At 42.8% G+C, this 25,896-nt stretch carries 23 protein-coding genes and 1 pseudogene; 5 read left to right on the top strand and 19 right to left on the bottom strand.

Annotated elements, in window-relative coordinates; translation table 11 throughout:
• Positions 1-7 precede the first annotated feature (7 nt).
• The gene (locus ACFN7Z_RS03855; RefSeq protein WP_010327341.1) at positions 8-682 is read right to left on the bottom strand and encodes a hypothetical protein; all 675 of its coding nucleotides are present in this window, start codon (positions 680-682) and stop codon (positions 8-10) included.
• A gap of 184 nt (positions 683-866) precedes the next feature.
• On the opposite strand from ACFN7Z_RS03855, the gene ACFN7Z_RS03850 reads away from it, so the two are divergent.
• The 3 genes and pseudogenes from ACFN7Z_RS03850 to ACFN7Z_RS03840 all read left to right on the top strand — a co-directional run.
• Positions 867-3,761: a valine--tRNA ligase gene (locus tag ACFN7Z_RS03850; RefSeq protein ID WP_010327342.1), complete on the top strand. Its 2,895-nt coding sequence runs from the start codon at positions 867-869 to the stop codon at positions 3,759-3,761.
• Positions 3,762-3,823: 62 nt separating this feature from the next.
• Positions 3,824-4,420 (top strand): hypothetical protein, encoded by a 597-nt coding sequence (locus ACFN7Z_RS03845; protein ID WP_058951680.1) that lies wholly within the window; start codon positions 3,824-3,826, stop codon positions 4,418-4,420.
• A gap of 35 nt (positions 4,421-4,455) precedes the next feature.
• A pseudogene (locus ACFN7Z_RS03840) lies at positions 4,456-4,611 on the top strand (hypothetical protein); the annotation flags it as partial.
• A 41-nt stretch (positions 4,612-4,652) separates the two neighbouring features.
• On the opposite strand, the gene ACFN7Z_RS03835 reads toward ACFN7Z_RS03840, so the two are convergent.
• Both ACFN7Z_RS03835 and ACFN7Z_RS03830 read right to left on the bottom strand, forming a co-directional pair.
• Complete coding sequence (locus tag ACFN7Z_RS03835; RefSeq protein ID WP_129556767.1) at positions 4,653-5,342, bottom strand: hypothetical protein; 690 nt, start codon at positions 5,340-5,342, stop codon at positions 4,653-4,655.
• Positions 5,343-5,493: 151 nt separating this feature from the next.
• Entirely contained in the window at positions 5,494-5,817 is a 324-nt protein-coding gene (locus ACFN7Z_RS03830) for an endonuclease domain-containing protein (RefSeq protein WP_010327347.1), read from the bottom strand.
• 157 nt (positions 5,818-5,974) lie between these two features.
• On the opposite strand from ACFN7Z_RS03830, the gene ACFN7Z_RS03825 reads away from it, so the two are divergent.
• Positions 5,975-7,225, top strand: a complete 1,251-nt coding sequence (locus ACFN7Z_RS03825) for a transposase (RefSeq protein WP_395442586.1) — start codon at positions 5,975-5,977, stop codon at positions 7,223-7,225.
• Positions 7,226-7,310: 85 nt separating this feature from the next.
• Here the strand turns inward: ACFN7Z_RS03825 and ACFN7Z_RS03820 are convergent, their stop codons facing one another.
• The 3 genes from ACFN7Z_RS03820 to ACFN7Z_RS03810 all read right to left on the bottom strand — a co-directional run bounded on the left by ACFN7Z_RS03820 (position 7,311) and on the right by ACFN7Z_RS03810 (position 10,972).
• Complete coding sequence (locus ACFN7Z_RS03820; RefSeq protein WP_029575092.1) at positions 7,311-8,333, bottom strand: hypothetical protein; 1,023 nt, start codon at positions 8,331-8,333, stop codon at positions 7,311-7,313.
• A 77-nt stretch (positions 8,334-8,410) separates the two neighbouring features.
• Positions 8,411-10,078 (bottom strand): sensor domain-containing diguanylate cyclase, encoded by a 1,668-nt coding sequence (locus tag ACFN7Z_RS03815; RefSeq protein ID WP_010327349.1) that lies wholly within the window; start codon positions 10,076-10,078, stop codon positions 8,411-8,413.
• 132 nt (positions 10,079-10,210) lie between these two features.
• Positions 10,211-10,972, bottom strand: coding sequence for a ferredoxin--NADP reductase (locus ACFN7Z_RS03810; RefSeq protein ID WP_010327350.1), 762 nt, complete (start codon positions 10,970-10,972; stop codon positions 10,211-10,213).
• Between the two features lie 85 nt (positions 10,973-11,057).
• On the opposite strand from ACFN7Z_RS03810, the gene gigC reads away from it, so the two are divergent.
• A complete protein-coding gene (gene gigC / locus ACFN7Z_RS03805) occupies positions 11,058-11,936 on the top strand; it encodes a LysR family transcriptional regulator GigC (protein WP_010327351.1) in 879 nt (292 codons plus the stop codon).
• A 33-nt stretch (positions 11,937-11,969) separates the two neighbouring features.
• On the opposite strand, the gene ACFN7Z_RS03800 is transcribed toward gigC, so the two are convergent.
• The 13 genes from ACFN7Z_RS03800 to nuoE form a co-directional block, all read right to left on the bottom strand.
• Positions 11,970-12,704 (bottom strand): cold shock domain-containing protein, encoded by a 735-nt coding sequence (locus tag ACFN7Z_RS03800; protein WP_010327352.1) that lies wholly within the window; start codon positions 12,702-12,704, stop codon positions 11,970-11,972.
• 121 nt (positions 12,705-12,825) lie between these two features.
• On the bottom strand, positions 12,826-13,119 hold the full coding sequence (locus ACFN7Z_RS03795; protein ID WP_005400349.1) for a cold shock domain-containing protein: 294 nt from the start codon (positions 13,117-13,119) through the stop codon (positions 12,826-12,828).
• 81 nt (positions 13,120-13,200) lie between these two features.
• Entirely contained in the window at positions 13,201-13,836 is a 636-nt protein-coding gene (upp, locus tag ACFN7Z_RS03790; RefSeq protein WP_058870138.1) for a uracil phosphoribosyltransferase, read from the bottom strand.
• Positions 13,837-13,958: 122 nt separating this feature from the next.
• The gene (gene nuoN / locus ACFN7Z_RS03785) at positions 13,959-15,455 is read right to left on the bottom strand and encodes an NADH-quinone oxidoreductase subunit NuoN (protein WP_005400347.1); all 1,497 of its coding nucleotides are present in this window, start codon (positions 15,453-15,455) and stop codon (positions 13,959-13,961) included.
• Positions 15,456-15,458: 3 nt separating this feature from the next.
• Positions 15,459-17,066 carry an NADH-quinone oxidoreductase subunit M gene (nuoM, locus tag ACFN7Z_RS03780; RefSeq protein WP_395442676.1) on the bottom strand — a complete coding sequence of 536 codons (1,608 nt, stop codon included), beginning with the start codon at positions 17,064-17,066 and terminating at the stop codon, positions 15,459-15,461.
• Positions 17,067-17,073: 7 nt separating this feature from the next.
• A complete protein-coding gene (nuoL, locus tag ACFN7Z_RS03775; RefSeq protein WP_010327355.1) occupies positions 17,074-18,963 on the bottom strand; it encodes an NADH-quinone oxidoreductase subunit L in 1,890 nt (629 codons plus the stop codon).
• Positions 18,960-19,268 (bottom strand): NADH-quinone oxidoreductase subunit NuoK, encoded by a 309-nt coding sequence (nuoK, locus tag ACFN7Z_RS03770; protein WP_004695395.1) that lies wholly within the window; start codon positions 19,266-19,268, stop codon positions 18,960-18,962. The genes nuoL and nuoK overlap by 4 nt, the downstream gene beginning before the upstream one ends.
• Positions 19,268-19,786, bottom strand: a complete 519-nt coding sequence (nuoJ, locus tag ACFN7Z_RS03765) for an NADH-quinone oxidoreductase subunit J (protein ID WP_171056751.1) — start codon at positions 19,784-19,786, stop codon at positions 19,268-19,270. The genes nuoK and nuoJ overlap by 1 nt, the downstream gene beginning before the upstream one ends.
• Positions 19,786-20,328 carry an NADH-quinone oxidoreductase subunit NuoI gene (nuoI, locus tag ACFN7Z_RS03760; protein WP_004651038.1) on the bottom strand — a complete coding sequence of 181 codons (543 nt, stop codon included), beginning with the start codon at positions 20,326-20,328 and terminating at the stop codon, positions 19,786-19,788. Before nuoI ends, nuoJ begins: the two co-directional genes overlap by 1 nt.
• A gap of 16 nt (positions 20,329-20,344) precedes the next feature.
• The gene (gene nuoH, locus ACFN7Z_RS03755) at positions 20,345-21,352 is read right to left on the bottom strand and encodes an NADH-quinone oxidoreductase subunit NuoH (protein WP_004695391.1); all 1,008 of its coding nucleotides are present in this window, start codon (positions 21,350-21,352) and stop codon (positions 20,345-20,347) included.
• A gap of 3 nt (positions 21,353-21,355) precedes the next feature.
• The gene (gene nuoG, locus ACFN7Z_RS03750; protein WP_010327356.1) at positions 21,356-24,037 is read right to left on the bottom strand and encodes an NADH-quinone oxidoreductase subunit NuoG; all 2,682 of its coding nucleotides are present in this window, start codon (positions 24,035-24,037) and stop codon (positions 21,356-21,358) included.
• Between the two features lie 11 nt (positions 24,038-24,048).
• Positions 24,049-25,380 carry an NADH-quinone oxidoreductase subunit NuoF gene (nuoF, locus tag ACFN7Z_RS03745; protein ID WP_005400342.1) on the bottom strand — a complete coding sequence of 444 codons (1,332 nt, stop codon included), beginning with the start codon at positions 25,378-25,380 and terminating at the stop codon, positions 24,049-24,051.
• Positions 25,377-25,886, bottom strand: coding sequence for an NADH-quinone oxidoreductase subunit NuoE (gene nuoE, locus ACFN7Z_RS03740; protein ID WP_004982912.1), 510 nt, complete (start codon positions 25,884-25,886; stop codon positions 25,377-25,379). The genes nuoF and nuoE overlap by 4 nt, the downstream gene beginning before the upstream one ends.
• Between the last annotated feature and the right edge of the window lie 10 nt (positions 25,887-25,896).

Genomic DNA, 25,896 nt, shown 5'->3' with positions numbered 1-25,896 from the left:
TATTGCCTCATACCGAAGTTTTATTTGCAGATTGATCATTTAAAAAAGTCAGGAAATGATCGAAATATTGACTCATCATCTGCGCATCATAGATACGCCCTAACTTATCAAAACGTTTATAGCCCAACTGGGTCGTTAAGTTAATCACCCCATTTAGTGTTTTATCGACCACCAGATTAAATTTAAGCATTTTTTTGGGTTCACGGACCAGACTGGTCACCCCTTGATCGACAATTTGCGTAAATACCTTCAAAGCTGGAGCAACATAACTGTTATTGCCCTTTTCCATCTGTTCCGCACAACCCAAAAGTTCGGTAACTAAGGTTTTTTCGACTGGGTAGCTTAAAAAATGCATGTTCTCGGTGTCATACATCCTTTGCTCTAGATAATTCACCATTGGAATTAGACGGTCATTTGAAAAAAAAGACACAGACCACGGCATGTACTTACGCATAGTGTCCACAATGTGCTGAATAATTTTCTCAGACTCCCCATCGACTGAGGTAGACAAGCGTGCAAGATCGCCAAAGACTTGATCAATCACTTCACATGAAATATCCGCTAAAACCTCACCCAAAGGTTTGGCAAGGTTTTGGCTTTCGCCGGCATTAAGCTGTTGATGAATGTGGGCAAAGCGTTGGTGAGTTTCAGGTTTTAATTTTAATGATATTTGATAAGTCATAGTGATCCCCCCTTTTTTTGATTTTTTACTGCGAACAAAGCGCACTCTAGGTTTAGACACATCATAAAGCGCTCTGCATCATGTCGCAATTGCTAGATCAACGCATTTGCTTTACATGCCCCCATTTGCGATTTCTTTGCTACAATAGATGCAATTTTTTATCTACTTTTGAACTGTTTGAACTATGACTGATTCAGCGCAAAATATCGCTACAACTTACGATCCGACCGAGATCGAGAAAAAATGGTACCAAACTTGGGAAGAACGTGGCTATTTCAAGCCCTCTGAAAAAGGTGAGTCATTTTGTATCATGATTCCGCCACCAAACGTCACCGGTAGCTTGCACATGGGTCATGGTTTTAACAATGCCATTATGGATGCGTTAACCCGCTACAACCGTATGTCAGGTAAAAATACCTTATGGCAACCGGGTACAGACCATGCGGGTATTGCAACGCAAATGGTAGTTGAACGTCAATTGGGTGCTCAAGGTGTCAGCCGTCATGACCTTGGCCGTGAAAAATTCATCGAAAAAATCTGGGAATGGAAAGAGCAATCAGGCGACACCATCACCCGTCAGATCCGTCGTTTAGGTTCATCAGTCGATTGGTCGCGTGAACGCTTCACGATGGATGAAGGTCTATCCAATGCAGTAAAAGAAGTGTTCGTTAAACTGCACGAAGACGGCTTGATTTACCGTGGCAAACGTTTGGTGAACTGGGATCCAAAACTGCAAACTGCGCTTTCTGACCTCGAAGTTGAGTCAGATAAAGAAGAAGCAGGTTCACTGTGGCACTTCAAATATTTCTTTGAAGATAAAAACCTACGTACCCATGATGGTAAAGACCACATTGTTGTCGCGACCACACGTCCTGAAACATTGTTAGGTGATACTGCAGTTGCTGTGGCACTGGATGATGAACGCTATACACACCTTGTGGGTCAGAATATAATCCTGCCAATTACAGGTCGTGCCGTTCCAATCGTTAAAGATGAATATGTCGATAAAGAATTCGGTACAGGCTGTGTGAAAATTACGCCTGCACATGACTTTAACGACTATGAAGTTGGCAAGCGTTGTGAATTGCCTATCATCAATATCTTCAATAAAAATGCAGAAGTGTTGGCAGAGTTTGAATACATCGCGAAAGCGGGCGAACAAATCTCGAAAACCATTGCTGCCCCTGCGGACTATATTGGTTTAGAGCGTTTTGCAGCACGTAAAAAATTGGTTGAACAAGCTGAAGCTGAAGGCTGGTTAGACCAAATCCAACCCTACACCTTGAAACCACCTCGTGGTGATCGTTCAGGTGTGATCGTTGAACCATTATTGACAGACCAATGGTATGTAAAAATTGCACCATTGGCTCAACCTGCCATTGAAGCGGTTCAAGACGGTCGCATCAAGTTCGTGCCTGAACAGTACAGCAACATGTACATGGCGTGGATGAACAACATTCAAGACTGGTGTATCTCTCGTCAACTTTGGTGGGGTCACCGTATCCCAGCTTGGTACGATGCTGAAGGTAACATCTATGTGGGTCGTGACGAAGCTGAAGTCCGTGCCAAAAACAACATCCCTGCTGATGTTGCGCTTAGCCAAGATGAAGACGTACTGGACACATGGTTCTCTTCTGCACTGTGGACGTTCTCAACCCTTGGTTGGACTGGCGATGCTTCGATCGATGCGGAAAACTATTTCCTCAATACTTTCCACCCAACTGATGTGTTAGTGACTGGTTTTGACATCATCTTCTTCTGGGTTGCTCGTATGATTATGTTTACGATGCACTTCATGAAAAATGAAGATGGTACGCCACAAGTTCCGTTTAAAACGGTATACGTTCACGGTTTAGTTCGTGATGGCGAAGGTCAAAAAATGTCGAAGTCTAAGGGCAACGTGCTTGACCCACTGGATTTGATTGACGGTGTTGACCTTGAGACTTTGGTACAAAAACGTACTACAGGTCTAATGAACCCGAAACAAGCAGCGAAGATTGAAAAATCAACCCGTAAAGAGTTTCCAGAAGGCATTCAAGCTTATGGTACAGACGCAGTTCGTTTCACCTTCTGTGCACTGGCGAACACAGGTCGTGACATTAAGTTCGACATGAAACGTGTTGAAGGTTACCGTAACTTTGCCAACAAAATCTGGAACGCAACCCGTTTCGTAATGATGAACTGTGAAAATCAAGAAATTGGTAGCGAAGTTCGTCAAGACCTTTGGGAATTGCCTGAACAGTGGATCTTGAGCCGTCTGCAAAAAGCAGAAGCTGCGGTACAACAAGCCTTTGCAACTTACCGTTTAGACTTGGCTGCACAAGCAATTTACGAGTTCATTTGGAATGAATACTGTGACTGGTATGTCGAACTGACGAAACCTGTTCTGAATGATGAAAACGTATCGGTTGAGCGTAAAGCTGAAGTTCGTCGTGTACTTCTTGCGGTGATGGAAGCATCTTTACGTCTTGCACACCCAATCATGCCGTATTTGACTGAAGAAATTTGGCAAACACTTGCACCGAAACTCGGTATTTCTGGCGAAACCATTATGCTGGCGCAGTACCCTGTTGCTAACCCTGAGCGTGTAAACGAACAGGCTGAAGCAGACATGCAATGGCTTCAAGGTTTGATTGGTGCAGTACGTAACATCCGTGGTGAAATGGGCTTAGGTAATGCACGTCTATTACCAGTGCTTCTACAAAACACGACGGAAGCTGAGAAAGCACAGATCACACGTATTGAAGCGTTGTTTAAAGCCTTGGCGAAAGTGGAAAGCATTACTTTCTTGGCTGACGGTGAACAACCACCATTGTCTTCTTCATCTGTTGTAGGTCACGTGTCTGTCTTTGTTCCTATGAAAGGGTTAATTGACCCGAAAGCGGAATTGGGTCGTTTGCAAAAAGACTTAGACAAAGTGCAAAAGCAGCATGACGTCATTGCAGGCAAACTTTCTAATGAAGGTTTTGTCGCGAAAGCACCTGCGGCCGTAGTTGAAGGCGAGAAAGTTAAACTTGCTGAGTTTGCTGACCAATTAGTGAAGATTAAAGCGAATATGGAGCAGATTGCAGCGCTTTAAGGTGTTGTAATTAAAAATCTAATCTGTAATATAAAGGGCTGATTATTCAGCCCTTTATTTTTATGAAATATCATCGTGAAGAAGAACTTAAAAGTAGATTAAATAATTTTTTTATCACGCAATTTTCTCTTCCAGAAGATGATTATTATAGTCGTCTTGACAGTGATAAAATAATTTCTTTGAAAATGGCTCTCTCTGATATAAATAACCTATTAACCATGAAAATAACAATTTCATTTGTTAATTGGATTTCAAAAAAGTTTCATCTTTCTCAAGAGTCAAAACAAAAATTAACCGATGAAATTTTATCCATAAAACCTAGTACTAATGGTTATGATCTTGTTTCAAATGAAATTATAAAATTGATAGCTGAAGTTAAGTGTAATATTCCAATTAATGGTGGGACAAAATATGGGTCTGCTCAACGAAATGGTATAACTAAAGATTTAAATAACCTACTTTATGGTAAGACTAAGTCAAAATTCAATACGACAGAATATTTTAAATTTATGGTTTTTCTTGAAAATCAATCAGTAAGAGCAGCAAATCAACATTATATCAATCTATCAAAAGAACTAAAGGAGAATCTCATAATAGTTGATGAAACTACATCATTTGATAGAAAAGACTGTATTTATCTAATATATATTAATTTTTAATTAAAAACTGATCGTAAAAACTCATATAAAAGTAAAAGAAGCATGACCAAATTGCCACCAAACTTTCTAATGAAGGCTTTGTAGCGAAAGCTCCTGTGGCTGTGGTTGAAGGTGAAAAAGTAAAATTGGCTGAGTTTGCGGACCAGTTAACGAAAATTAAAGCGAATATGGAGCAGATTGCAGCGCTTTAATGTGTTGGTAGTTTGATTTAATTTGTAGTATAAAGAGCTGATTATTCATAACTTTTTTTATCAACTGAAAACTCCAAATTTTCAAATTTAACTATTTTAAATTCAGTTTTATTATTAACTTTTTTCAAATTTAACAGAATTACATTTTCATTTAGATAAGTTAAAATTCTCCAATCTTGATTTTTAGCATAATTTTCAACTTTGGCTAATTTACTTCTTGTAACATCTGAATCAACTTTTGCTTGATAATTCCCTATAGCAAAACATGAAATTAACAAACAAATAAGTACATTTATATCCTCTATTGAAAACTTATTGTTAATTTCTTTAAATATTAATGCAGTACAGCTAAAAAAAATCAATAGAATAAGTGATCTAAAATCTTCATATTGAAGACAATAAACTAAAAAAAACAATGAGGGAAGAGAGGCAACAAAAATCCAAAGTAAAGAAGAATGTTCTTTTATATTTTCAAAATTGAAAAAACTTAAAATTACATTTAATATAAATGCTAAAAGAACTCCTAATTGGAATATTATATATGCTATAACAAAGCATAATAAAAAGAATATGAATAGCTTAAAGGTGGACATTACTAATAAAGATATTGTTATATCTTTAATTAAAAATTCCACCCCCAAAGTACTAAAATATGCATAGAGGTTCGAACCTCCTAACATCACTAATAAAACCGTTATTAAAACCATCAACTCTGTGGGTTGAAGTTCCAAAATTTTCTTCTTAAAATCCAAAACACACCGCCAGTTTCTATAACAACTAGTTATTAATCAAAAATTTAAGATTAGATAGCATCATTTTTCCACTTAAGCAAGTAAGAAAGTGATTGAAAAACTTGTCATGTATATTTTAGTCCCATCCAAACTATTCATAGGCTATAACATTAGTACTCAAAGCATCATGATTCCAATAACGCACCACACTCAAATCCAAAGTCTCTAAAAAATTGCTACGTTCGGCATCATACTCAATCGCATCGTCTGTGCCATGCTGACTTCCATCTAACTCAATGACCAAACCAATTTCATGACAGTAAAAATCCACAATATAAGGTTTGATCACATGCTGACGGCGAAACTTAAGATTCATAAATCGTTTAGCACGAAGTAATTGCCATATTAAATGTTCTGCATCTGTGGCATTGCTTCGCATAGTTTTGGCGAATTCTAATAATTGTGGGTCTATCATTTTTATTATTACCTCTCCCTAGCCCTCTCCTAAAAGGCATAGGTATCTACACAATTTCCGAGCTTTGCGTTAAATTGAAGAGCATGCTCTTCAATTTAACATCTCTGGTCTGGATCAGCGTCTTGTCAAACGTTATAACAGCCTTGTAAAACTCTATATGAATCCTCTTGCTTCACTTGCTCCCGCAATCAAAGACCTGGCCTCTACCCAAAAGTCGAGTTTCTCAACTACACAGGCTGTTTGGCGATTCCTGAATAATAATAAAATCTCTTTTAGTCAATTAAACCAGCCGATTAAGCTTCTTGCATGCGAACAGATCAAGACATCACCGCATCAGTATGCATTAATCGTTCATGACTGGTCTCAACTGCAGTATGTGAAGCACAGTCATAAGGTTCAGCGTCTTCAAAGAACAGAGGCGAATTCAGGCTATGAATTGCAAAGCAGTTTACTTGTCGATGCGTCATCAGGGCTCCCAATTGCGCCATTAGCTCAGACGCTAACAGATGCATCCGGCTGTTATTCCACATTCAGTGAACAATACAGCGAGCGCAAGTCCCATTTGGACTCACTCGCAGAACAAATCAAAACGATTGAACAGTATCCGATTGAGAAAACAAAAGTCCATATCATTGACCGTGAAGGAGACTCGATTGCCCACTTGAGGGAAATCAGCAGCCATGGTTTCAAATGGTTGATTCGGGCCAAAGAAAGCCATCGGATTGAGCATCAAGGGGAAACCTACAAAGTTGCAGAAGTCGCAGAAAAAGTAGTAACTCAGCAAGTTAAGCCGATTGCTTATAAAGGAAACAGGCATATGCTGCATGTTGGAGAAACCGATATTCGGATAACGCGTGCAGCAAAACCGAAGAGAAAAGATGATTTAGGCCAACGGGTTGCTCCCCAGCCAGGCAAGGCAGTTACAGCCAGATTAATTGTTGCTGTGGTGAAAGATGCTCAAGGTAAAACAGTCGCGAGATGGTCGCTGATCAGCAATGTTTCTTCAGAGATTGATGCGGTAGAATTAACCACCTGGTATTACTGGCGCTGGACAATTGAGTGCTATTTCAAGCTTCTGAAGCAGGCAGGCCATAACGTTGAATCATGGCTTCAGACCACACCTGCAGCGATTTTAAGACGGCTCCTGATCAGCAGTATGGCGTGTGTACTGACTTGGCGAATACAGCGTTCTGAAGATGAACAAAATCAGAAAATTCGTATATTTCTGGCCCGTCTTTCAGGCCGACAGCAGAAGAGAGGTAAGTTGGAAAGTGCACCTGCAATATTGGCAGGACTTTCGATTTTACTGAACACTCTTCAACTGCTCTCAGAATATTCAATAGATGAACTGAATGAAATCGCAACAATTGCATTAGGTACATCAAGATGTGTAGATACCTATGCCTAAAAGGAGAGGGAATTTTCATTATTAAATTCATGGTGCTATAAAATCACTTGCAGCTCCCTCTCCCTAAGGGAGAGGGAGAAAAGCATTAAAGCACCCCATGCTCCAACAACATCTCGACCCCACTCACCTTTTTCATATGCTTTAAACGTTCTTTTTCCCACTTCAACTGTTGCTTTAACTCAGCAACGTCCTTATCAACCACCTTATACACATCACTCATTTTGAGCTGTTTGGTATTGATATGACTGCTTAAGTGAAAAGACGCAAAAATCTCTTCTAACTGACTTTGCAAATTCTGACTCTGTGCTTCTAAAGACAACTGATAAAACTTCACTTGTTCAGAACTTAAAGCTTTTGAGCTTAAGCCTTTATTGGTCTCTAGCTGTAACTGAAGTTTTAGTAAATAAAATAAATCCTGCTCTGCATAAGCATCATTGACCTTCTGTAAAAGCTCAGTTTTTTCCAACTTCTTCGCTTCGTCAGGTTCACGGTCTGGGTGAATCATCGCGGTAATTTTTAAATACACCGTTTTCAGCGACTGCACTGCCATTTTGGCTGCTTGCTCACGTTTTTCTTGTTGTTTTAACTGCTTGGCACGTTCCCGCTCTGCGTCATACTGGGTAGAATCGTATTCATAATTTTCCCAGTCCACATCCACGTTTTGTACTACCGTTTCAGCGAGGTCATGATTTTGTATTGAGTTCGTTTTGGTTTTCTTCGCCCATACATGCTCTGCATGCTGCATATAGAAAGTATCCACTTTCTCTACCTGTTCTTTCTGCACGGAAGTTAGCATCTGAGATTTTTTTAGCATCTTGGCTAAAGCGGCTATTTTGGTGTCAATCTGCGCCAGATCAACTTTGCTAAAGGCGTCACTGGCTAAGTGCTTCCACAGGGTATCAAGCTGTGCAAATAAAACCGTGTGTAACTCGCTATACACAGGTAAAAGCTTACTGCGTGTATAGTTTCGAATGTCGGCTTGCGCATTTTTCCATGCTGCCAGCTCTTGTTTTTGCTGTTCAATCTGATCAATTAAACGATTTAATTTTTTCTGCTGCGGGGAGCGCTCAACCTTAGGCAGTTGGCTCATTTTTATATCGTAAGACATCACAACAATGCACAGTAAAGCAGAAGATACTTCAGTGTAGCAGATCACTCCAATCTGCCACAGTCAAAGCCTCAATGTTAAAGTGCAACCACACGGTTACGCCCTTGCGCTTTAGCTTGGTACAAATGCTGGTCTGCACGGCGCATGGCGGTCTGTGCATCGCTATCTGTAACCTGAACCACACTCACCCCGATACTAATACTGATGGGATGCTGATCCAAAATTGGGGCTTGTTCGACAGTTTGTCGTAGATTTTCAGCCAAAACCATTGCACCTTCAAGCGTGGTCGTGGGTAACAACACCACAAACTCTTCACCACCATAACGAGCAACAAAGTCCGACTCACGGATGTTCGAGGACAACACCTGCGCCACCCCTTTTAAGACTCGATCACCCACCTCGTGCCCATACTGATCATTCACTTTTTTAAAGTAATCCACATCCAACAACAGCACCGCATAGCCCACGTGACTACGTGTAAACTGAGCGTATAAATAATCCAGATAATCGGTCAAAGCACGGCGGTTATATAGTCCTGTCAGTGCATCATGCCGTGCCAACTTTTCTAATTCTATATTGGCCGCTTTAAGTTCCTTTGTGCGTTCCTGAACCTTTTGCTCAAGCGTTGTATTGGCATCCATTAGCTGATGTTTTTGTGTCAACAGTGTGTCGGTCATACTATTTAATGACTGTGACAAGCCTTTAATTTCTCGAATACTGGTATTCGCCTCAAAGTAAACATCTTCACGTCCCTGCTCGACTGCATGCGCACTTTTTGCCAAGTTTTCAATTGGACGGCTAAAACGATTCGCTAAGCGATAAGTCACAAAAAGTAGCAGTAATGAAATCACAAAACCAATAGCTAAGATTTGATGTTGCAGTGACCGAACTTCTACCAAGGCTATCGAAACTGGCTGGCGAATCATGACATGCCAACCTAAGTTCATCTGTGTTTTTGAAAATACAGGAACATCCGTGGTGAGGTAGTTTTGTCCTTCTCCCCAGTCATGCACAAAGTAATTGCCATGTTGTTTACTAAAACTCGGAGGGTTCACCTGACCAATACTTTTAAACGGATACAGAATTTCACCCGCTTGGTTCACAATAAAGACTTCAATCCCACGTTGTGCGGCATTTTCAGACAATGAACTTTTCAGCACATGGCTTGCCCAGCTCCAGTCTGCATGCGCAGCCAAAACGCCATTTATTTTATGCGTCGTAGGGTCATAAATGGGAGTCGCAAAATCAATAAAACGCATCGGTTCATTCGGGTTAATGGCTTTGATTTTTTTGGCGAGCAGAACAGCCTTGTGTACATCGCCCAAATATACTCGCTTGGAACCGTGAATAAACCAATCCCGCTCAGATACATCTGCACCTTGCAATAAATGGTTTGCCGCAACTTCGACTTTACCTTCGGGGTTAGCAATCCCAAGCCATGCATAATATTGATATGATTTTTTAACTTGATCGAGTTGCTGTTGAACACGTGGATTATTAAAGTCTGCCTCAGCAATAAACGGTGATTGACTCAAAAGCACCATTTCCCGTTCACGTTCTGTCAACGAATTTGCCAAAGTATTACTGATACTCTTCGCAGCAATATATAAGGTTTGACCGCTGGATTTACTCATTTGAGCCGAAGCAGTTTTACCGATATATAAGGTAATACAGAGCCCCAAAGTAAACGCCAAACCAGCAAATAACACCATCAATCGATTACGAAATGAATCCATTTTTAGCATTTACCCCACTGCTCCTCAGTTTAAAGTGTTTCAGTCAACAACAAAACCTGCGCGATATTTCGACTCTTTCTCTGTGCTAAAGCGATGTTTTAGCAATACTTTGATATCGCTATCCATGTGAGCTTTTGAATCTTACCAATAGTTTTCGACCGCAATATTTCCTTCACCACGGCGGTTCATCGTCAAACCACGTGCTTTTAGGGCTTCTTTGGTGTCTTCGACCATTTGCGGGTTACCACACAGCATCACATGACTGGTTTCAGGGTTCAGGCTCAAACCGACTGCTTTTTCCAAGTCACCATTTTCAATCAGTACAGGTAAGCGGTCATGCAGTGGCGCATGTGGATCACGTGTAATAATCGGCACAAATTTAAAGCCTGTATGTCCTTCACCAAAGGTCTCTGCAATTTCTTGAATACGTGTTGCATACGCTAATTCAGAGGCTGTACGTACGCTATAAACCAGCGTAATGCTCTCGTACTTCGACCACGTCTCAAAGTCTTGCAACATCGAAATAAAAGGTGCAAGCCCTGTCCCTGTACCAAGTAGCCATAAGTCTTTTGGTAACGGCAACTGATAACGCGCCAAAGTCAAAAAACCGTACGGGATCTTTTCAAGGTAGATGTCATCATCGACTTTTAAGTGTTGTAAGTTCGAAGTAAATGCACCTTCAGGCACCACAATCGAGAAAAACTCTAAAGTTTCATCAAAGGGAGAAGACACCACCGAATACGCTCGAACCACCAATTCATCACCCACTTTGATGCCAATACGGGCAAATTGTCCTGCGGTAAACTTAAAATGTGCAGGTCGCGTCATGGTGAAGCTAAAAAGTGTATTGGTCCAACGGTGTACGGATAAAACCTTTTCTAGGCTAAATTTTTCAATTGACATGATTTCAGCGTGGCATCAAAGACGTTGCTCATGTTAGCATGACCACATAATTTGTTAATATTTTTTAAATGTTAAGGCTATATTCATGCGCATGACTTTACGCCAGTTGGCGGTTTTTGTAGCAGTTGCTCAAGAAGGCACAGTAACCAAAGCCAGTGATGCGGTTCGACTCACCCAGAGTGCTGCGAGTATGGCTTTAGCAGATCTAGAGGACGGTTTAGGGGCTCCACTGTTTGACCGTCTAGGTAAGCGTCTTCAGCTCAATGATCTGGGTCGTTTCCTGCTGCCACAAGCTTTAGAAATTTTGGGTCGCTGTGATGCTTTCGAGCAAGCCGCTAAAGGTGAGTTACAAAGCATTGATTTACGTTTGGGTGCAACCCTGACCATCAGTGACTACCTCATGCCTGACCTGATGGCTGACTTCTTACAAATTCAACCTCAAGCCCATTTACAGCTGCAAGTTGGTAATACCCGTCAAATGATTGAGGCGGTGAATCAGTTCCAACTAGATTTGGCCCTGATTGAAGGCTCTTGTCACTTGCCGCAACTGCAATGTATTCACTGGCGTGACGATGAGTTAGCCGTCTGCTGTGCACCAGATCATCCTTTGGCGCAGTTAAATCGTACATTAACACCTGAAGACTTTAAATCGGTCGAGTGGATCTTGCGTGAAGAAGGTTCAGGTACGCGTGAAGTGTTTGATAATGCTATTTTAAAAGACTTGCCTGATGCCAATATCCGTCTGACCTTGGGTCATAATGAAGCAATTTTAAAAATCGTGGCAGGTGGTTTAGGGATGTCATGCATTTCAAAACTGGCAACGGAACCTTTGCGCGAAAAAGGCCAGTTGGTGGTGCTTGATACGCCGTTTTGGTCTCTCACACGTCCACTGTTCATGTTGGTGCATCGTCAGAAGTACCAAGGCCCAGGACTCAAAGCCTTTATGAAATTCTGCGAAAAATAAGTAAGTAAGTAAAAAGCACCCAAGGGTGCTTTTTTATTTCCCAAATTGGCGCTCACAAGGCTCACCATCATTGTTCCCATCCATTTGGGTATTTGGACAATTCCTTAAGAAGTAAACCGCTTCTTCATAAGAACGCATTTGGGAGCAATGGGTACGTCCATCGCATTTAAACTGTCCAGTGCTGACAGGTAAACGACCGTTTTGTTTATCAATACTTTCCGTTACGCGTTCAGAACGGGGTTGATTGGTCTGATGCAGACCTGCATCTAAATTACGCTTCCCTTGCTCAGATAGGATTTGATCGGGCAACTTTCCTAAAGCTTTACGCTGTTCTTCTACAATCTGTTGTTGCTCGAGCATCAACTGCTCAGCTTTACGCTGTTTTTCTGCACTATAATAACTTTGATATTTCCCATAGATCAAAAAGCCCAATGCCGCGACGATGATGATCCCAATCACGGTGATGATGGTACTTTTATGCCCTGCCTCATGGTAACGTGGTGAGGCTTGGGTACGTGCTTTTTTCTTATTTGGTGATGTCGTTGCTTTGCTTTCTGAGGACAGACCAAGCCGCTGGATATTGCCAGCCTTAAACTTGCCTTGGTCTTCTACAATCATAAACTGAAGTACTTCACCAATCTTGGGTTCAATGTTGTGCTGTGGCAAATCTTTGATATGAAAAAATACATCATCAATATCCCCTTCCACCTCAATGAAACCAAAACCACGGGAGGTACTAAAGCTTTTGATTTTTCCTTTCAGAAACATAATCTGCTCTATTCAACTGTATTTTTCGTATTGTAATCAATAAAAAAGAGGCTAAAAAGCCTCTTTGCTTCAAAATGCAAAGATTAATCTTTGCACGATTGAACTCTGAATCAACGCTGACTTAGCGTCTAAAATTAGACAATAAGTCTGTGGTAATCGATTTATTATGACTTGAGACTTTCGATTTCTTGGCTTTGGCAGAGTTGTCTTCAACCCGCTCAATTTTAATTGCTTTATAGCGATCGCCATTTTCAACCACATTAAACTTCACGCGTTCATTGCGTTTCGGCTCACCTGAGTCTGCAGGGAAATCCGAGATATGAAAAAATACGTCGCCTTCAGGTGAGGAAATAAAGCCAAAACCTTTGTCAGCGTTATATTGCTTAACTTTTCCTTGATATTGCTCGGCTTTCATAAACAGATCCTAATATGTACACGCTTTGTTGTAGTATATAAAAAAGAGGCTATAAAAGCCTCTTTTTGCTGGGGCTCAATCTTAATCTTTTTGAACTGAACCAAAGATTTTATCGCCCGCATCGCCTAGACCCGGCACGATATAACCATTGGCATTTAAGCCTTGGTCAATTGAAGCCGTGAAAATAGTGACATCTGGGTGCGCATCCAAAACACGTTTAATACCTTCAGGCGCCGCAACCAACACCATCACACGAATGTCTTTACAGCCACTTGCTTTCAATACATCAATCGCAGCAACCAATGAAGAACCCGTTGCAAGCATTGGGTCGATGATCATCGCTAAACGGTTTTGTACATCTGGAACTAATTTTTTGTAATAAGTACGTGCTTCAAGCGTTTCTTCATCACGCTCTAAACCCAGTACAGACACTTTTGCACTTGGAATCAGGTTTAAGAAACCATCTAACATGCCAATACCCGCACGTAAAATTGGCACAACCGTAATTTTTTTACCCACAATGCGATCTACCGTTACTTTACCATTCCAACCATCAATTTCATGGTCGCAAACAGGTAAATCTTTGGTCGCTTCATAGGTCAACAGCATGGTCACTTCTTGAGCCAACTCACGGAAGTTTTTAGTGCTGATATCTGCACGACGAAGAAGACCAAGCTTATGACGAATCAGTGGATGACGAATTTCATGGATAGCCACGGGAGAGCACCTAAAAGGTAAAATAAAATTCCTTACATTATAAAGCTTTTTATCGTGCGATAAAAACAAAAAAGCCCCCAATTGATGGAGGCTTTTTTGTTAAAACGAAACGTTTTTAAAAATTAGTGCTGTTGAGAAAGCATAAAGTGGATTGGAGATAGAATCTCTGACTGAAGTGCTAACTTGATAATTGGATCTGGATAGATACCAATCACAAGCACTGCTGCTGCAGCTAAAAGCACCATAATACCACCCACTTTTTGGCCCCAATGATCCACAGCGTCTACACGAGGTGCATCTGGTGGTGTCATGTACATAACAACCATCACACGGAGGTAGTAGTACAGACCAATACCAGAACCAACGATGATCATCGCAGCAAGGAACCAATGTTGAGTCGTTACTGCAGCCATGACCACAAGGAACTTACCAATGAAGCCCGCTGTCAAAGGAATACCCGCAAGCGATAGCATCATCACGGTTAACACCGCTGTCAACACTGGACGACGCCAGAATAAACCACGGTAGTCCGCTAGACTTTCTGCTTCGTCTACGTTGTTGTATGGGCTAGACATCAATGCAACCGCACCGAACGCACCAATCGTGGTTAACACATAAGTGATCACATAGACCGATACGTTACCAAGGCTTGCATAAGTCATGCTGATTAAACCAATCAACAAGTAACCAAAGTGCGCAATTGAAGAGTATGCCAAGATACGTTTCAAATTCACTTGTTTCACTGCAAGGAAGTTACCCACCAAGATCGATAACACCGCAATCACGGTTAAGATCGTCACGATTGAGTCAACAAGGATCGCACCTGAAGTAAGGATGTAACGTACAAACAGACCAATCGTTGCTACTTTTGCAGCTGTAGCAAGGAAAGTTGCGATCGGTGTTGGTGCACCTGCATAAACGTCTGGTGTCCATTTGTGGAATGGCGCTAAAGACAGTTTGAATGCCACAGCAAAAACGATCAGGCCTAAACCTAAAAGTACCATTGGCTGTTGGATATTTTGCATTAACGCTTGAACATTGTCATAGAACGACATTGATCCTGTGTACGCGTAAATATAAGCCATACCCATCAACAACATTGCTGAAGCTGTTGCTGAAAGCACCAAGTACTTCACCCCCGCTTCTAAAGACTTAGAACGTTGGTGTGTATAGGCCAATAAGCCATATACAGGAATCGACATCAACTCAAGGCTAATGAAGAACGATGCATAGTGAGAGCTTGCCACCATTAACATTGCACCAGTCACTGATGACAACATTAAGATATACAGTTCTTCACGGTTATCTTTATAGCTTTCAATATAGGCATGCGACAGAGTACAGCACGCCAAAGCAGCAATTAGAATAATTACTTGGTACAGCAAGGTGAACGCATCCACCATGAACATACCCATCACGTTCGCAGGTTTAAAAGCACCACCGAACATTGTGAATAGTACATATGCTGCTGCAAGGTTTAAGCCCACCACTGATGCTGTTGCAATTAAGTTATGGTTACGCTTAATTGCAGTAAGAATCATCACGACAATCGTTGTTAAAGCAACGATCATCACAGGAGCTAAAGGCATAAGCTCAGAAAATGACATTGTGAAGTTCATGACTTATTGCATCTCCACATTTTCGAGTTGAACAGTTGCTTGACTCGCAACGTCAACTACTTCTTGTACAGGAATGTAGCTGTTCGCTAACCACGCCATGCTTGAATTTGAAATATCAAGGAAGCTTTGTGGGTACAAACCAAGCCATAACAGACCGAAAGCACAGATTAACAAGATCACTACTTCACGTGCATTTAAGTCTTTCAATGGGTTGTTGTAGTGCTGCTGTTGTTCTTCGTTTGGCGTACCAAACAACGCTTTGTGGATCAGAATCAAGCCATAAAGACCTGCAAATACTAAGCTTACTGCTGCAAGAATAGTAAACACTGGGAATTTTGCATAAGAACCCATCAGGATCAGGAACTCACCAATGAAGTTACCTAGACCCGGAATACCTACAAGCGCCGCCACGAAGAACATGAGGAAGAATGCAAGATATGGGAACTGACCACGCATACCGCCCATCAAACGCATATCGCGCGTATGAACACGCTCGTACACTTGACCACACATAATGAACAATGCAGCAGATGATAGGCCATGTGCCAACATCATGATCATCAAACCTTGGAAGGTTAAGATGTTACCTGCGTAAATCGCAAGTAAAACAAAGCCCATGTGTGAAATTGACGTATACGCAAGTAAACGTTTCATATCGGTTTGCTGGAAAGCACACCAAGCACCGTAGAAGATACCGATTAAACCGAAAATGATCGCGATGTCTGCAAACTGTGAAGAAGCCGCTGGGAAGAATGGAATCACAAAACGTAGTAAACCATATGCAGCGGTCTTAATTAAGATACCTGCAAGGTCAACCGAACCTGCTGTAGGTGCTTGTGCATGCGCATCTGGTAACCAACCGTGTAATGGGAAAACTGGAAGTTTTACCGCAAAACCGACAAATAAACACAGCATGAATGCATAAGCAACGGTAGGTAATTCTTTGTCTAAAGTGTTGGCTACAGCTAATAAGTAGTTGTAATCAAAACCGATCATACCTGTCATCATGTAACCATAAACCACTAGGCCTAGGATACCGATCAACATAATAAGACCAGCGACTTGCGTATAGATAAAGAATTTGGTTGCAGCGTAAACACGTGATTTACCTTCTGCCCCTTTATGACCCCAAAGCGCGATCAAGAAGTAGATAGGTACAAGCATCATCTCCCAGAAGAAGAAGAACAAGAACATGTCAATCGCTAAGAATACACCGATCACACCACCCAAAGACCATAAAAGGTTTAAGTGGAAGAAACCAACATTCTTTTGAATTTCACCCCAAGAACAGCCGACAGCCAACACACCTAAAAGTGCCGTTAAGCCCACCATTAATAGAGATAGGCCATCCACCGCTAAATGGATGTTAATGCCTAAAGTTTGAATCCATGGCAACATGAATTCAGCAGACCACGATGGCACTTTCGCGCCAAGTTCGTAGTTAAATGTACCTGTTTGCCACAGCGCAAATGTTAAGCCCAAAGTAATGAGCATACCAATCAGCGCAATATAACGCGGCAGTTTGTCGTCGAGTTTGTCGACTAACCAACAAATAAAACCTGCAATGAACGGAACTAAGATCAGCGCGGGTAGAATCCAGTTGTTTGTGATTTCCATCTTATTTCCCCACGATCTGAGTTACGATCAAGACCATTAGTAATACAAAGATACCTAATGCCATGCTTGATGCGTAATCACGCAATGAACCCGTTTGACGTGAACTTGTGAAGCTATGACCACCTTTTACAAGTGCAGGCAAGACTAACCACAAACGATCAATTGGATCACGACCTAAAATCTTCGCAATAAGCAAATATGGTTTCACAAAAACGATGTCATAAAGCGCATCGAAGCCTAGTGCATTACGGCAAATGTTTGCAAGACCTGCACCCAATGACGTTTTAGCAAAGCCTTTCACTGCGCTATAAGCAAACGCAAACAAGACCACACCAATCACTAAACCAACCAATGCAATACCCACAGCAGTATATTCTGCGCTGTGCATACCATGTTCTAAAGCTTCAGGAATCACAAATGCTGGAATTTTTGCTGCATTTAAAATGCTTTCCACTGGTGCTTTAAGTGCCGCACCGACGAAAGTTGAAAGTACAGCAAGAATCGCCAAAGGACCCCAGAAAGTAATGCCTTTAATCGCATGATACGGTGTATTTTCTTTACCAAAGAACACAACCCAAATGAGACGGAATGTGTAAATCGACGTTAAGAATGCACCTGCTACACCCGCCCAGTACAATGAGTTATACACTGCGATTGATTCGCCTTGTACCCAAACTGCACCCAAGATCGCATCTTTCGAGAAGAAGCCCACGGTAATGAATGGAATCGCGGCCAATGCACCGCCACCAATGGCGAAACAAGCAAATAGGAATTTGTTCTTGTAGAACAAACCGCCCATCTTGAAGATGTTTTGTTCGTGGTGGTAAGCTAAAATCACGGCACCTGAAGACAAGAACAATAATGCCTTGAAGAATGCGTGAGTTAACATGTGGAACAAGCCTGCTTGGTAAGCTTCAGCACCCACTGCCATAAACATATAACCCAGCTGACTCATCGTTGAGTAAGCCAAAATACGTTTGATGTCGGTTTGAACCAATGCAGCAAAACCAGCCACTAACAACGTTACCGCACCTGTGATTGAGATAAACATCATCACTTCAGGTGCCATTTCAAACACGGTGTACATACGGCAGCACAGGTAAACACCTGCGGTTACCATCGTTGCAGCGTGGATCAATGCAGATACAGGTGTAGGACCTGCCATTGCATCGGCCAACCATGTTTGTAATGGGATCTGTGCAGATTTACCTGCTGCACCCAAGAACAACATCAGTGCTGTCCAAATGGTTAAAGATGAACTTTGTGTCATCACTGTTGGTGCAGCTGCAACCACTTCTGCAATGTTTAAAGTACCGAACTGTTGGTAAATTAAGAACAAAGCGATCAGTAAGAAAACATCACCAACACGTGTTACGGTAAATGCTTTAATTGCCGCAAAACCATTTGCAGGGTTTTGGTAGTAGTAACCAATCAGCAAGTAAGAGCATAGACCTACGCCTTCCCAACCTAAGAACAATAACGCTAAGTTATCGCCCAATACGAGCAGCAACATGCTAGCAACGAACAGGTTGAAATAAGAGAAGAAACGCGCGAAGTCTTCTTCACCACGCATATACCATGATGCAAAGATGTGAATAAGGAAACCGACACCCGTCACCATACCCATCATGAGCAGTGATAAACCGTCAAGATGTAAGCTAATGCCTGGGCTTAGATTGCCTACATTGAACCATGTCCAAAGATGTTGAACATAGGTCACTTTGCCGTTATTAACAAAGTCTAGACCAGCGATCAAAGCAACCAATGCAGAAAGGCCAACCGCCCCCACACCAATAATGGCAGCGACATTTTCAGGAAGTTTGTTACGACCTGCCGCTAAAAGGACAAAACCAATGAGCGGGAATAATACTGTTAAATATAAAAAACTCATCCGCGCATCTCACTAGCAGCATCCACATCCAAGTGATGGAAGCGATGGTAGAACTGAAGGACGATCGCAAGACCAATACAAGCCTCTGCCGCAGCAAGCGTTAAGATCAGAATAAACATGATTTGTCCGTCTGGTTGTACCCATGCACTACCAGCCAAAACAAACGCAAGCGCAGCTGCGTTCATCATGATTTCAAGGCTCATTAACATAAATAATAGATTGCGTCGCACCATCACACCGTAAAAACCCAGTGCAAAAAGAATGGTTGCAACAATCAAACCATGTTCTAAAGGGATGTTGCCCATTATTGTTTGTCCTCTTCTGCACCTGGTTCACGTTTGCCAAGATGGAATGCTGCAACCAACGCAGCAAGCAATAACATGGCAGCAACTTCAACCAATAATAAATAGTGAGTAAAGAGTGCTTGGCCAACGACTTTTGGACCCACAACTTCAGTACCCATAACAGGGCCAGCAGCTGTGTAGTCAGAGCCGAGCATCCACACCAACACCAAGCCCATTAAGAAGCTCATGAGTGCTGGATATGCCCAAGCAGACGATGTTAACCATTTACGTTCTTGTTCAACGGTGTGTTGACCAAGGTTTAACATCATCACTACGAATACGAATAACACCATGATCGCGCCTGCATAGACGATGATCTCAAGCGCGCCAGCAAATGGCGCACCTACGATCATAAACATGCCTGCAACCGCAAGAAGTGACACGATCAAGCTTAATAAAGCGTGTACAGGATTCGCGTTGGTCACAACACGAATCGTCGAAACGATGGCCACAAGTGCCATCAAATAAAATGGCCACATCATGGTAATAAGCTCCGTACATCAACTGGTGCGCTTTCACGCTGCGCTTGACCTTTGTCTTTTCCAGTTACAGCCATACCTGTTACACGGTAGAAGTTGTAATCTGGGTATTTACCAGGACCTGAAATGAGTAAATTTTCTTTCTCATATACCAAGTCTTGACGAACGTATTCACCCAACTCGAAATCTGGAGTCATTTGAATTGCAGTCGTCGGACATGCTTCTTCACACATACCGCAGAAAATACAACGTGAGAAGTTGATACGGAAAAACTCCGGATACCAACGACCATCTTCTTTTTCTGCTTTTTGTAGTGAAATACAGCCAACAGGACATGCAACTGCACATAAGTTACACGCAACACAACGTTCTTCACCATCTGGGTCACGTGTTAACACGATACGACCACGGAAACGTGGTGGAACAATTTGTTCGGCTGGCACTTCTGGGTAAAGAATGGTGTCACGTTTACGTGTCACGTGTGAGAAAACCATCCACAGTGAACGTACGATTGACCCGAACCCAGCTAGAATTTTATACATTTTATTCTCCCTGCCCTTACCACAGAATCACTGCGCCAGTAACTAATAAGTTAACTAACGCTAATGGTAAGCAAATCTTCCAACCAAAGTTCATCACTTGGTCATAACGCGGACGCATAAGTGAACCACGAGCCAAGACAAACATCATCACAAAGAATGCTGTTTTGATAATGAACCAGAATACTGGTGGAATGAACGGAATATCGATGTTAAATGGCGCTAACCAACCACCGAAGAATAGCGTGACGATCAATGCAGAGATCAGAACTACGTTGACATATTCTGCAACGAAGAACATCCCCCATTTCATACCGCCGTACTCGACGTGGTAACCTTCCGCCAATTCTTGTTCTGCTTCTGGTTGGTCAAATGGGTGACGGTGAGTTACCGCAACACCTGCAACCACGAAGATTAAGAAACCTAAGAACTGTGGGATGACAAACCATACATCTTTTTGTGCTTCTACAATTTCACGCATGTTGAATGAGCCTGCAATTGCAACCACACCCATCAATGAAATACCCAAGAACACTTCATACGAAATGGTTTGAGCTGCAGAGCGTAGACCACCAAGCAATGCATATTTGTTGTTTGATGACCAACCACCAAACAATACCGCATAGACTGCAATACCTGCCATTGCCATAAAGAACAATAGACCGATGCTCATGTCTGCAACACCTAAGTATGGTGATACAGGAATAACCATGAACGACATCACCGCTGTTGCCATGGCAACAGCAGGAGCTAAACGGAAAGTCAATTTGTCAGCAAACTTTGGTGTCCAGTCTTCTTTGAACATGATTTTCAACATGTCGGCAACGATCTGGAACATCCCCCCAGGACCTACACGGTTCGGACCATAACGGTCTTGCCATAAGCCCAGTAAACGACGCTCAATAAAAGACATCAACGCAGCGATGAGTACTACAACGAGTAAAATCACAATCGCTTGAATGACTGAGTAGGCAATTGGCCAGTTCTCAGCCCAAAGCGGCGTTTGACGGATTAATTCTTGTTGCATGAATTACGCTCCTACCGCGACTGATACAGGCTCAGCAAGTGAAACCGTAGGTGCAAGACCAACTGGATAACCAATATAACCTGTAGGTAAATAATCAATCACTTGAACTGGAAGTACGATCGAAGTCTCACCTGCTTTCACAGTGATTTTTTGACCATCTTGAACATTCAAACGAGTTGCATCTTGCTCACCCACTGCAAAGACCGCTTCAGGAATACGCGATTCCATAGCAGGTGTTTTCACAGTAAATTCACCAGAAGCAAAAATGTGATGCATCGGCACTAAACGGAAGCTTTCAGGGTTTGCAACGATAACTGCTGGAGCAACGAAAGTACGTGCTGGGCGCTTCGCTAAACGATCGAATAAACGCACACCCGAATCACCACCTTTTAAGTGACCACCCACGTTATCTTGGAATTTATTCCAAGCTTGCGGTGAGTTCCAACCTGCTGACCATGCAAATGGTACCAGTGGAGACGGAGTCTGGTTCCCGACATAACCTTCCATAGAGAATGTTAATGCCGAGTCGATATCTGTCGGTTGTTTCGGTTCATGCACGTTCAATGGTGCACGCATAGAGGTACGACCAGAGTAACGACGCGGTTCACGCGCAACTTTCAAACCATGGACACGGAAGCCCGCATCTGGAGCCACATCTTGAATCGCAGCAAGTGCAGGTACGTTTTTCGCAACTGACTCAATCACATCATCAAGCAAGGTCCAAGAAATCGCTTTGCCCTTCACGCCGGTTTCAATGGCATGTAACCAGCGCCAAGATTCTTTGATCGCCAGTTCAGGTTTGTAGTAGCTAGGGTCATACACTTGGTAGAACCGTTGTGCACGGCCTTCTTGAGAGACAACCGTACCATCACCTTCAGCAAATGACGCAGCAGAAAGTACGATATCCGCTTTCTTCACAGTTTCAGTTTCAGAGTGATCTAGAACAATCACGTCTTTACCAGAAAGTGCTGCTTCAACTTGTACCGCTGGCAAACGACGGAATAGATCATTTTCAACGATCACAACCGTGTCATAATCTTGTGCAAATGCTTGCTCTAAGCTTTGTCCACCGAAGATTGCTAAGCCCATAGAGTTCACTTCAGGAACCGTCAAGCTTAAGCCAGCATTTCCACCAAGGTTTTGCGCAACTTGTGCAGCAGCTTCCATGATTGATGCGTCTTGTAAACTTGTACCTGAAATGATCAGTGGTTTCTTCGCCGCTTTCAATGTATCTGCAATGTTCTGAGCAAATGCTTTCGCATCATCCGCTAGACCAAGAATTGCATCACCTTTTACTGCTGCAGCAACGGCAAAACCTAAACGAGCGATATCGTTTGGAGAAGCAACCACTTCACCTGCTGCAACATCAGCTAAGCGTGTTTGCGTTGCAGCGAGGATGAAAATCGGTGATTTCGCATCTTGAGCAATACGTTGTAGCGGCTCTGCTAACCAGTCTTGAGTACGACGTTCCGCAGCCATTTCTTTGGCTTTGTTTTTCGCCGCTTGACGAACAGACAACGCCATACGTGGCGCAGTTTGCGTTAAGTCTTCACCCAAAATAAGCACAGCATCATAGCTTTCGATTTCACGCATACCCGGGTTATATACACCTTCGGTTTGCATAATCGATGCAGCCAATTCAACCAAGTTTTGCTCTTTTTGAGACAGCCCCGTTGAATAGTTCTCTTGACCAACTAATTCGCGAAGCGCGAAGTTCGACTCAAGTGATGCACGTGGAGAACCAATACCCAAAACTTTTTTGCCTTGGATATTTGCAATAACGGTATCTAATGCCTGATCTACAGAAACTGTAGTTGCTTCAGCACCATCACGGAACTGCGGTTGACGTGGACGATCTGCACGGTTCACATAACCTGTACCAAAACGACCTTTATCACAAAGGAAGTATTGGTTCACTTCACCGTTGAAACGGTTTTCGACACGACGAAGTTCGCCATAACGCTCACCCGGAGAAATGTTACAACCCGAAGAACAGCCTTGGCATACGCTTGGCGCATACTGCATGTCCCACTTACGGTTATAGCGTTCTGAGTGAGTTTTGTCGGTGAATACACCTGTCGGACATACTTCAGTCAAGTTACCCGAGAATTCAGACTCTAAAGTGCCTGACTCAGGGCGACCAAAGTAAACACGTGACGCGCTTGCGTACACACCAAAGTCAGTACCACCCGCATAGTCGTTGTAGTAACGAACACAACGGTAACATGCGATACAACGGTTCATTTCGTGTGAAATGAATGAGCCCAGCTCTTGGTTGTAGTGTGTACGTTTAGTGAAACGGTAACGACGACGGTCGTGTTGAGTCATCACGGTCATATCTTGTAAATGACAGTGCCCACCTTCTTCACAGACTGGACAGTCGTGTGGGTGATTCGTCATCAAGAACTCAACAATTGACGCACGGAAGTCTTTCGCTTCTTTGTCTTCAATCGAGATGTAGGTATTGTCAGATGCAGGTGTCATACATGACATGACTAAACGGCCACGCGTATCTTCAGGATTCGCGTATTGAGTCACGGCACATTGACGGCAAGAACCGACAGAACCTAAGGATGGATGCCAACAAAAGTACGGGATATCAATACCCAAAGACAAACATGCTTGCAGCAAGTTCTCTGAGCCATTGACTTCGTACGATTTGCCATCGACATGAATTGTAGCCATAGTCGAATTCCTTAAGCTTGTTCTACGTTGCTAGTTTGCGCAGCAGCATTCACTACTTTTGCTTCAAACTCGCCACGGAAATATTTGAGTGCACCCATCAACGGTTCCATTGCACCTGGAGCATGCGCACAGAAAGTCTTACCAATCCAAAGCTTACGAGTAAGTTCTTGTAAGTGATCGATATCTTCTTTCTTACCTGTGCCATCTTCCAATGCTTTCAGTGCTTTCACCGCCCACGGTAAACCATCACGACAAGGCGTACAGAAACCACATGACTCACGTGCAAAGAATTCTTCTAAGTTACGAGTCGCTGAAACCATACATTGCGTTTCATCAACCACCATCAGCAAACACGTACCTAAACGTGAACCTGCTTTCATGATGCTCTCAGCATCCATCGGTAGATCAATGTGTTCAGCAGCCAAGAAGTCTGTAGACGCACCACCCGGTAACCATGCTTTAAGCTTCAAGCCATCACGCATACCGCCCGCATAGTCTTCAATGACTTCACGCGCAGTTGTACCAAATGGAAGCTCCCAAAGACCTGGGAATTTCACCTTGCCAGATGCACCATAGATTTTTGTGCCTGGATCTTTCGACTTACCCGCAGATAAACCGATATACCACTCAGGGCCACGCAACATGATTGCTGGTAAGTTGTTGTAGGTCTCTACATTGTTAACAATCGTAGGACGACCCCAAGCACCTGCAACTTGTGGGAATGGCGGTTTCGTACGTGGGTTTGCACGGCGACCTTCAAGCGAGTTAATCAATGCAGTTTCTTCACCACAGATATAACGACCCGCACCCGTGTGCACATGCAACTCGAAGTTCCAGCCAGTTCCAAGGATGTTTTCGCCCAAGTAACCTTTGGCACGAACTTGCTCAAGCGCTTCATTTAAGTAAGCAGCTGCTTCAATGTACTCGCCACGAATGAAGATATAACCATGGGTTGCTTCTAACGTATACGCTGCAATCAACATCCCTTCGATCAATTGGTGAGGAAGTTTTTCCATCAACAAACGGTCTTTAAAGGTCCCTGGTTCCATCTCATCGGCATTACAAATCAGGTAACGTGGACCTGAGTTGTCATTTGGCGCCATCAAAGACCATTTGATCCCTGCTGGGAAGCCTGCACCACCACGACCTTTTACGGTCGCAGCTTTAATCACTTCAAGCACATCTTTCGGCGGCATGGTGATTGCTTTTTTCAGACCCGCGTAACCTTCAAGCGCTTCGTAATCATCGGCATTACGAACGTGCTCTTGTTTACTCAAACGCCAAGTTAATGGATGCGTTTCTGGGTTACCTTCGCCATAAATTGGTTTTGGTTCGGTATTCATACATACTTCTCCAATAACTGTTTCACTGAAGAAACTTCAACCAAACCGTGAGTGTCTTCATTCACCATCAAGGTTGGGCCTTTGTCACAGTTACCTAAGCAGCAAATCGGCAGCAAAGTAAAACGACCATCAGCAGTCGTTTGACCAAACTGAATGCCTAGCTCGCGCTGAAAAGCTTCTGCTAAAGTTTCCGCACCCATCAAGAAACACGCAATCGAGTCACAAAGTAAAATGACGTTACGACCCACGGGTTGACGGTAAATACGGTTATAGAAAGTTGCAACACCTTCCAAATCAGCAACACTGATTGTCAATAACTGAGCAATGGCGTTTAGCTGCGCGTCATCTACCCAGCCATTACGGCGTTGTACACACTTCAAAGCATCCAAAGATGCTGCACGTGGGTACGGGTAGTGACCAATGTGATGTTCAATTTCGTGGATTTCGTCCGCAGTCAAAATCCCTTCAACATTCACGCGTGGCTTTTTATCAGTCAAAATCATCATAATGCGTTTA

Source organism: Acinetobacter sp. P1332, assembly GCF_044057475.1.
GTDB lineage: Bacteria > Pseudomonadota > Gammaproteobacteria > Pseudomonadales > Moraxellaceae > Acinetobacter > Acinetobacter johnsonii.
This window is presented reverse-complemented; position numbering and strand designations above follow the sequence as displayed.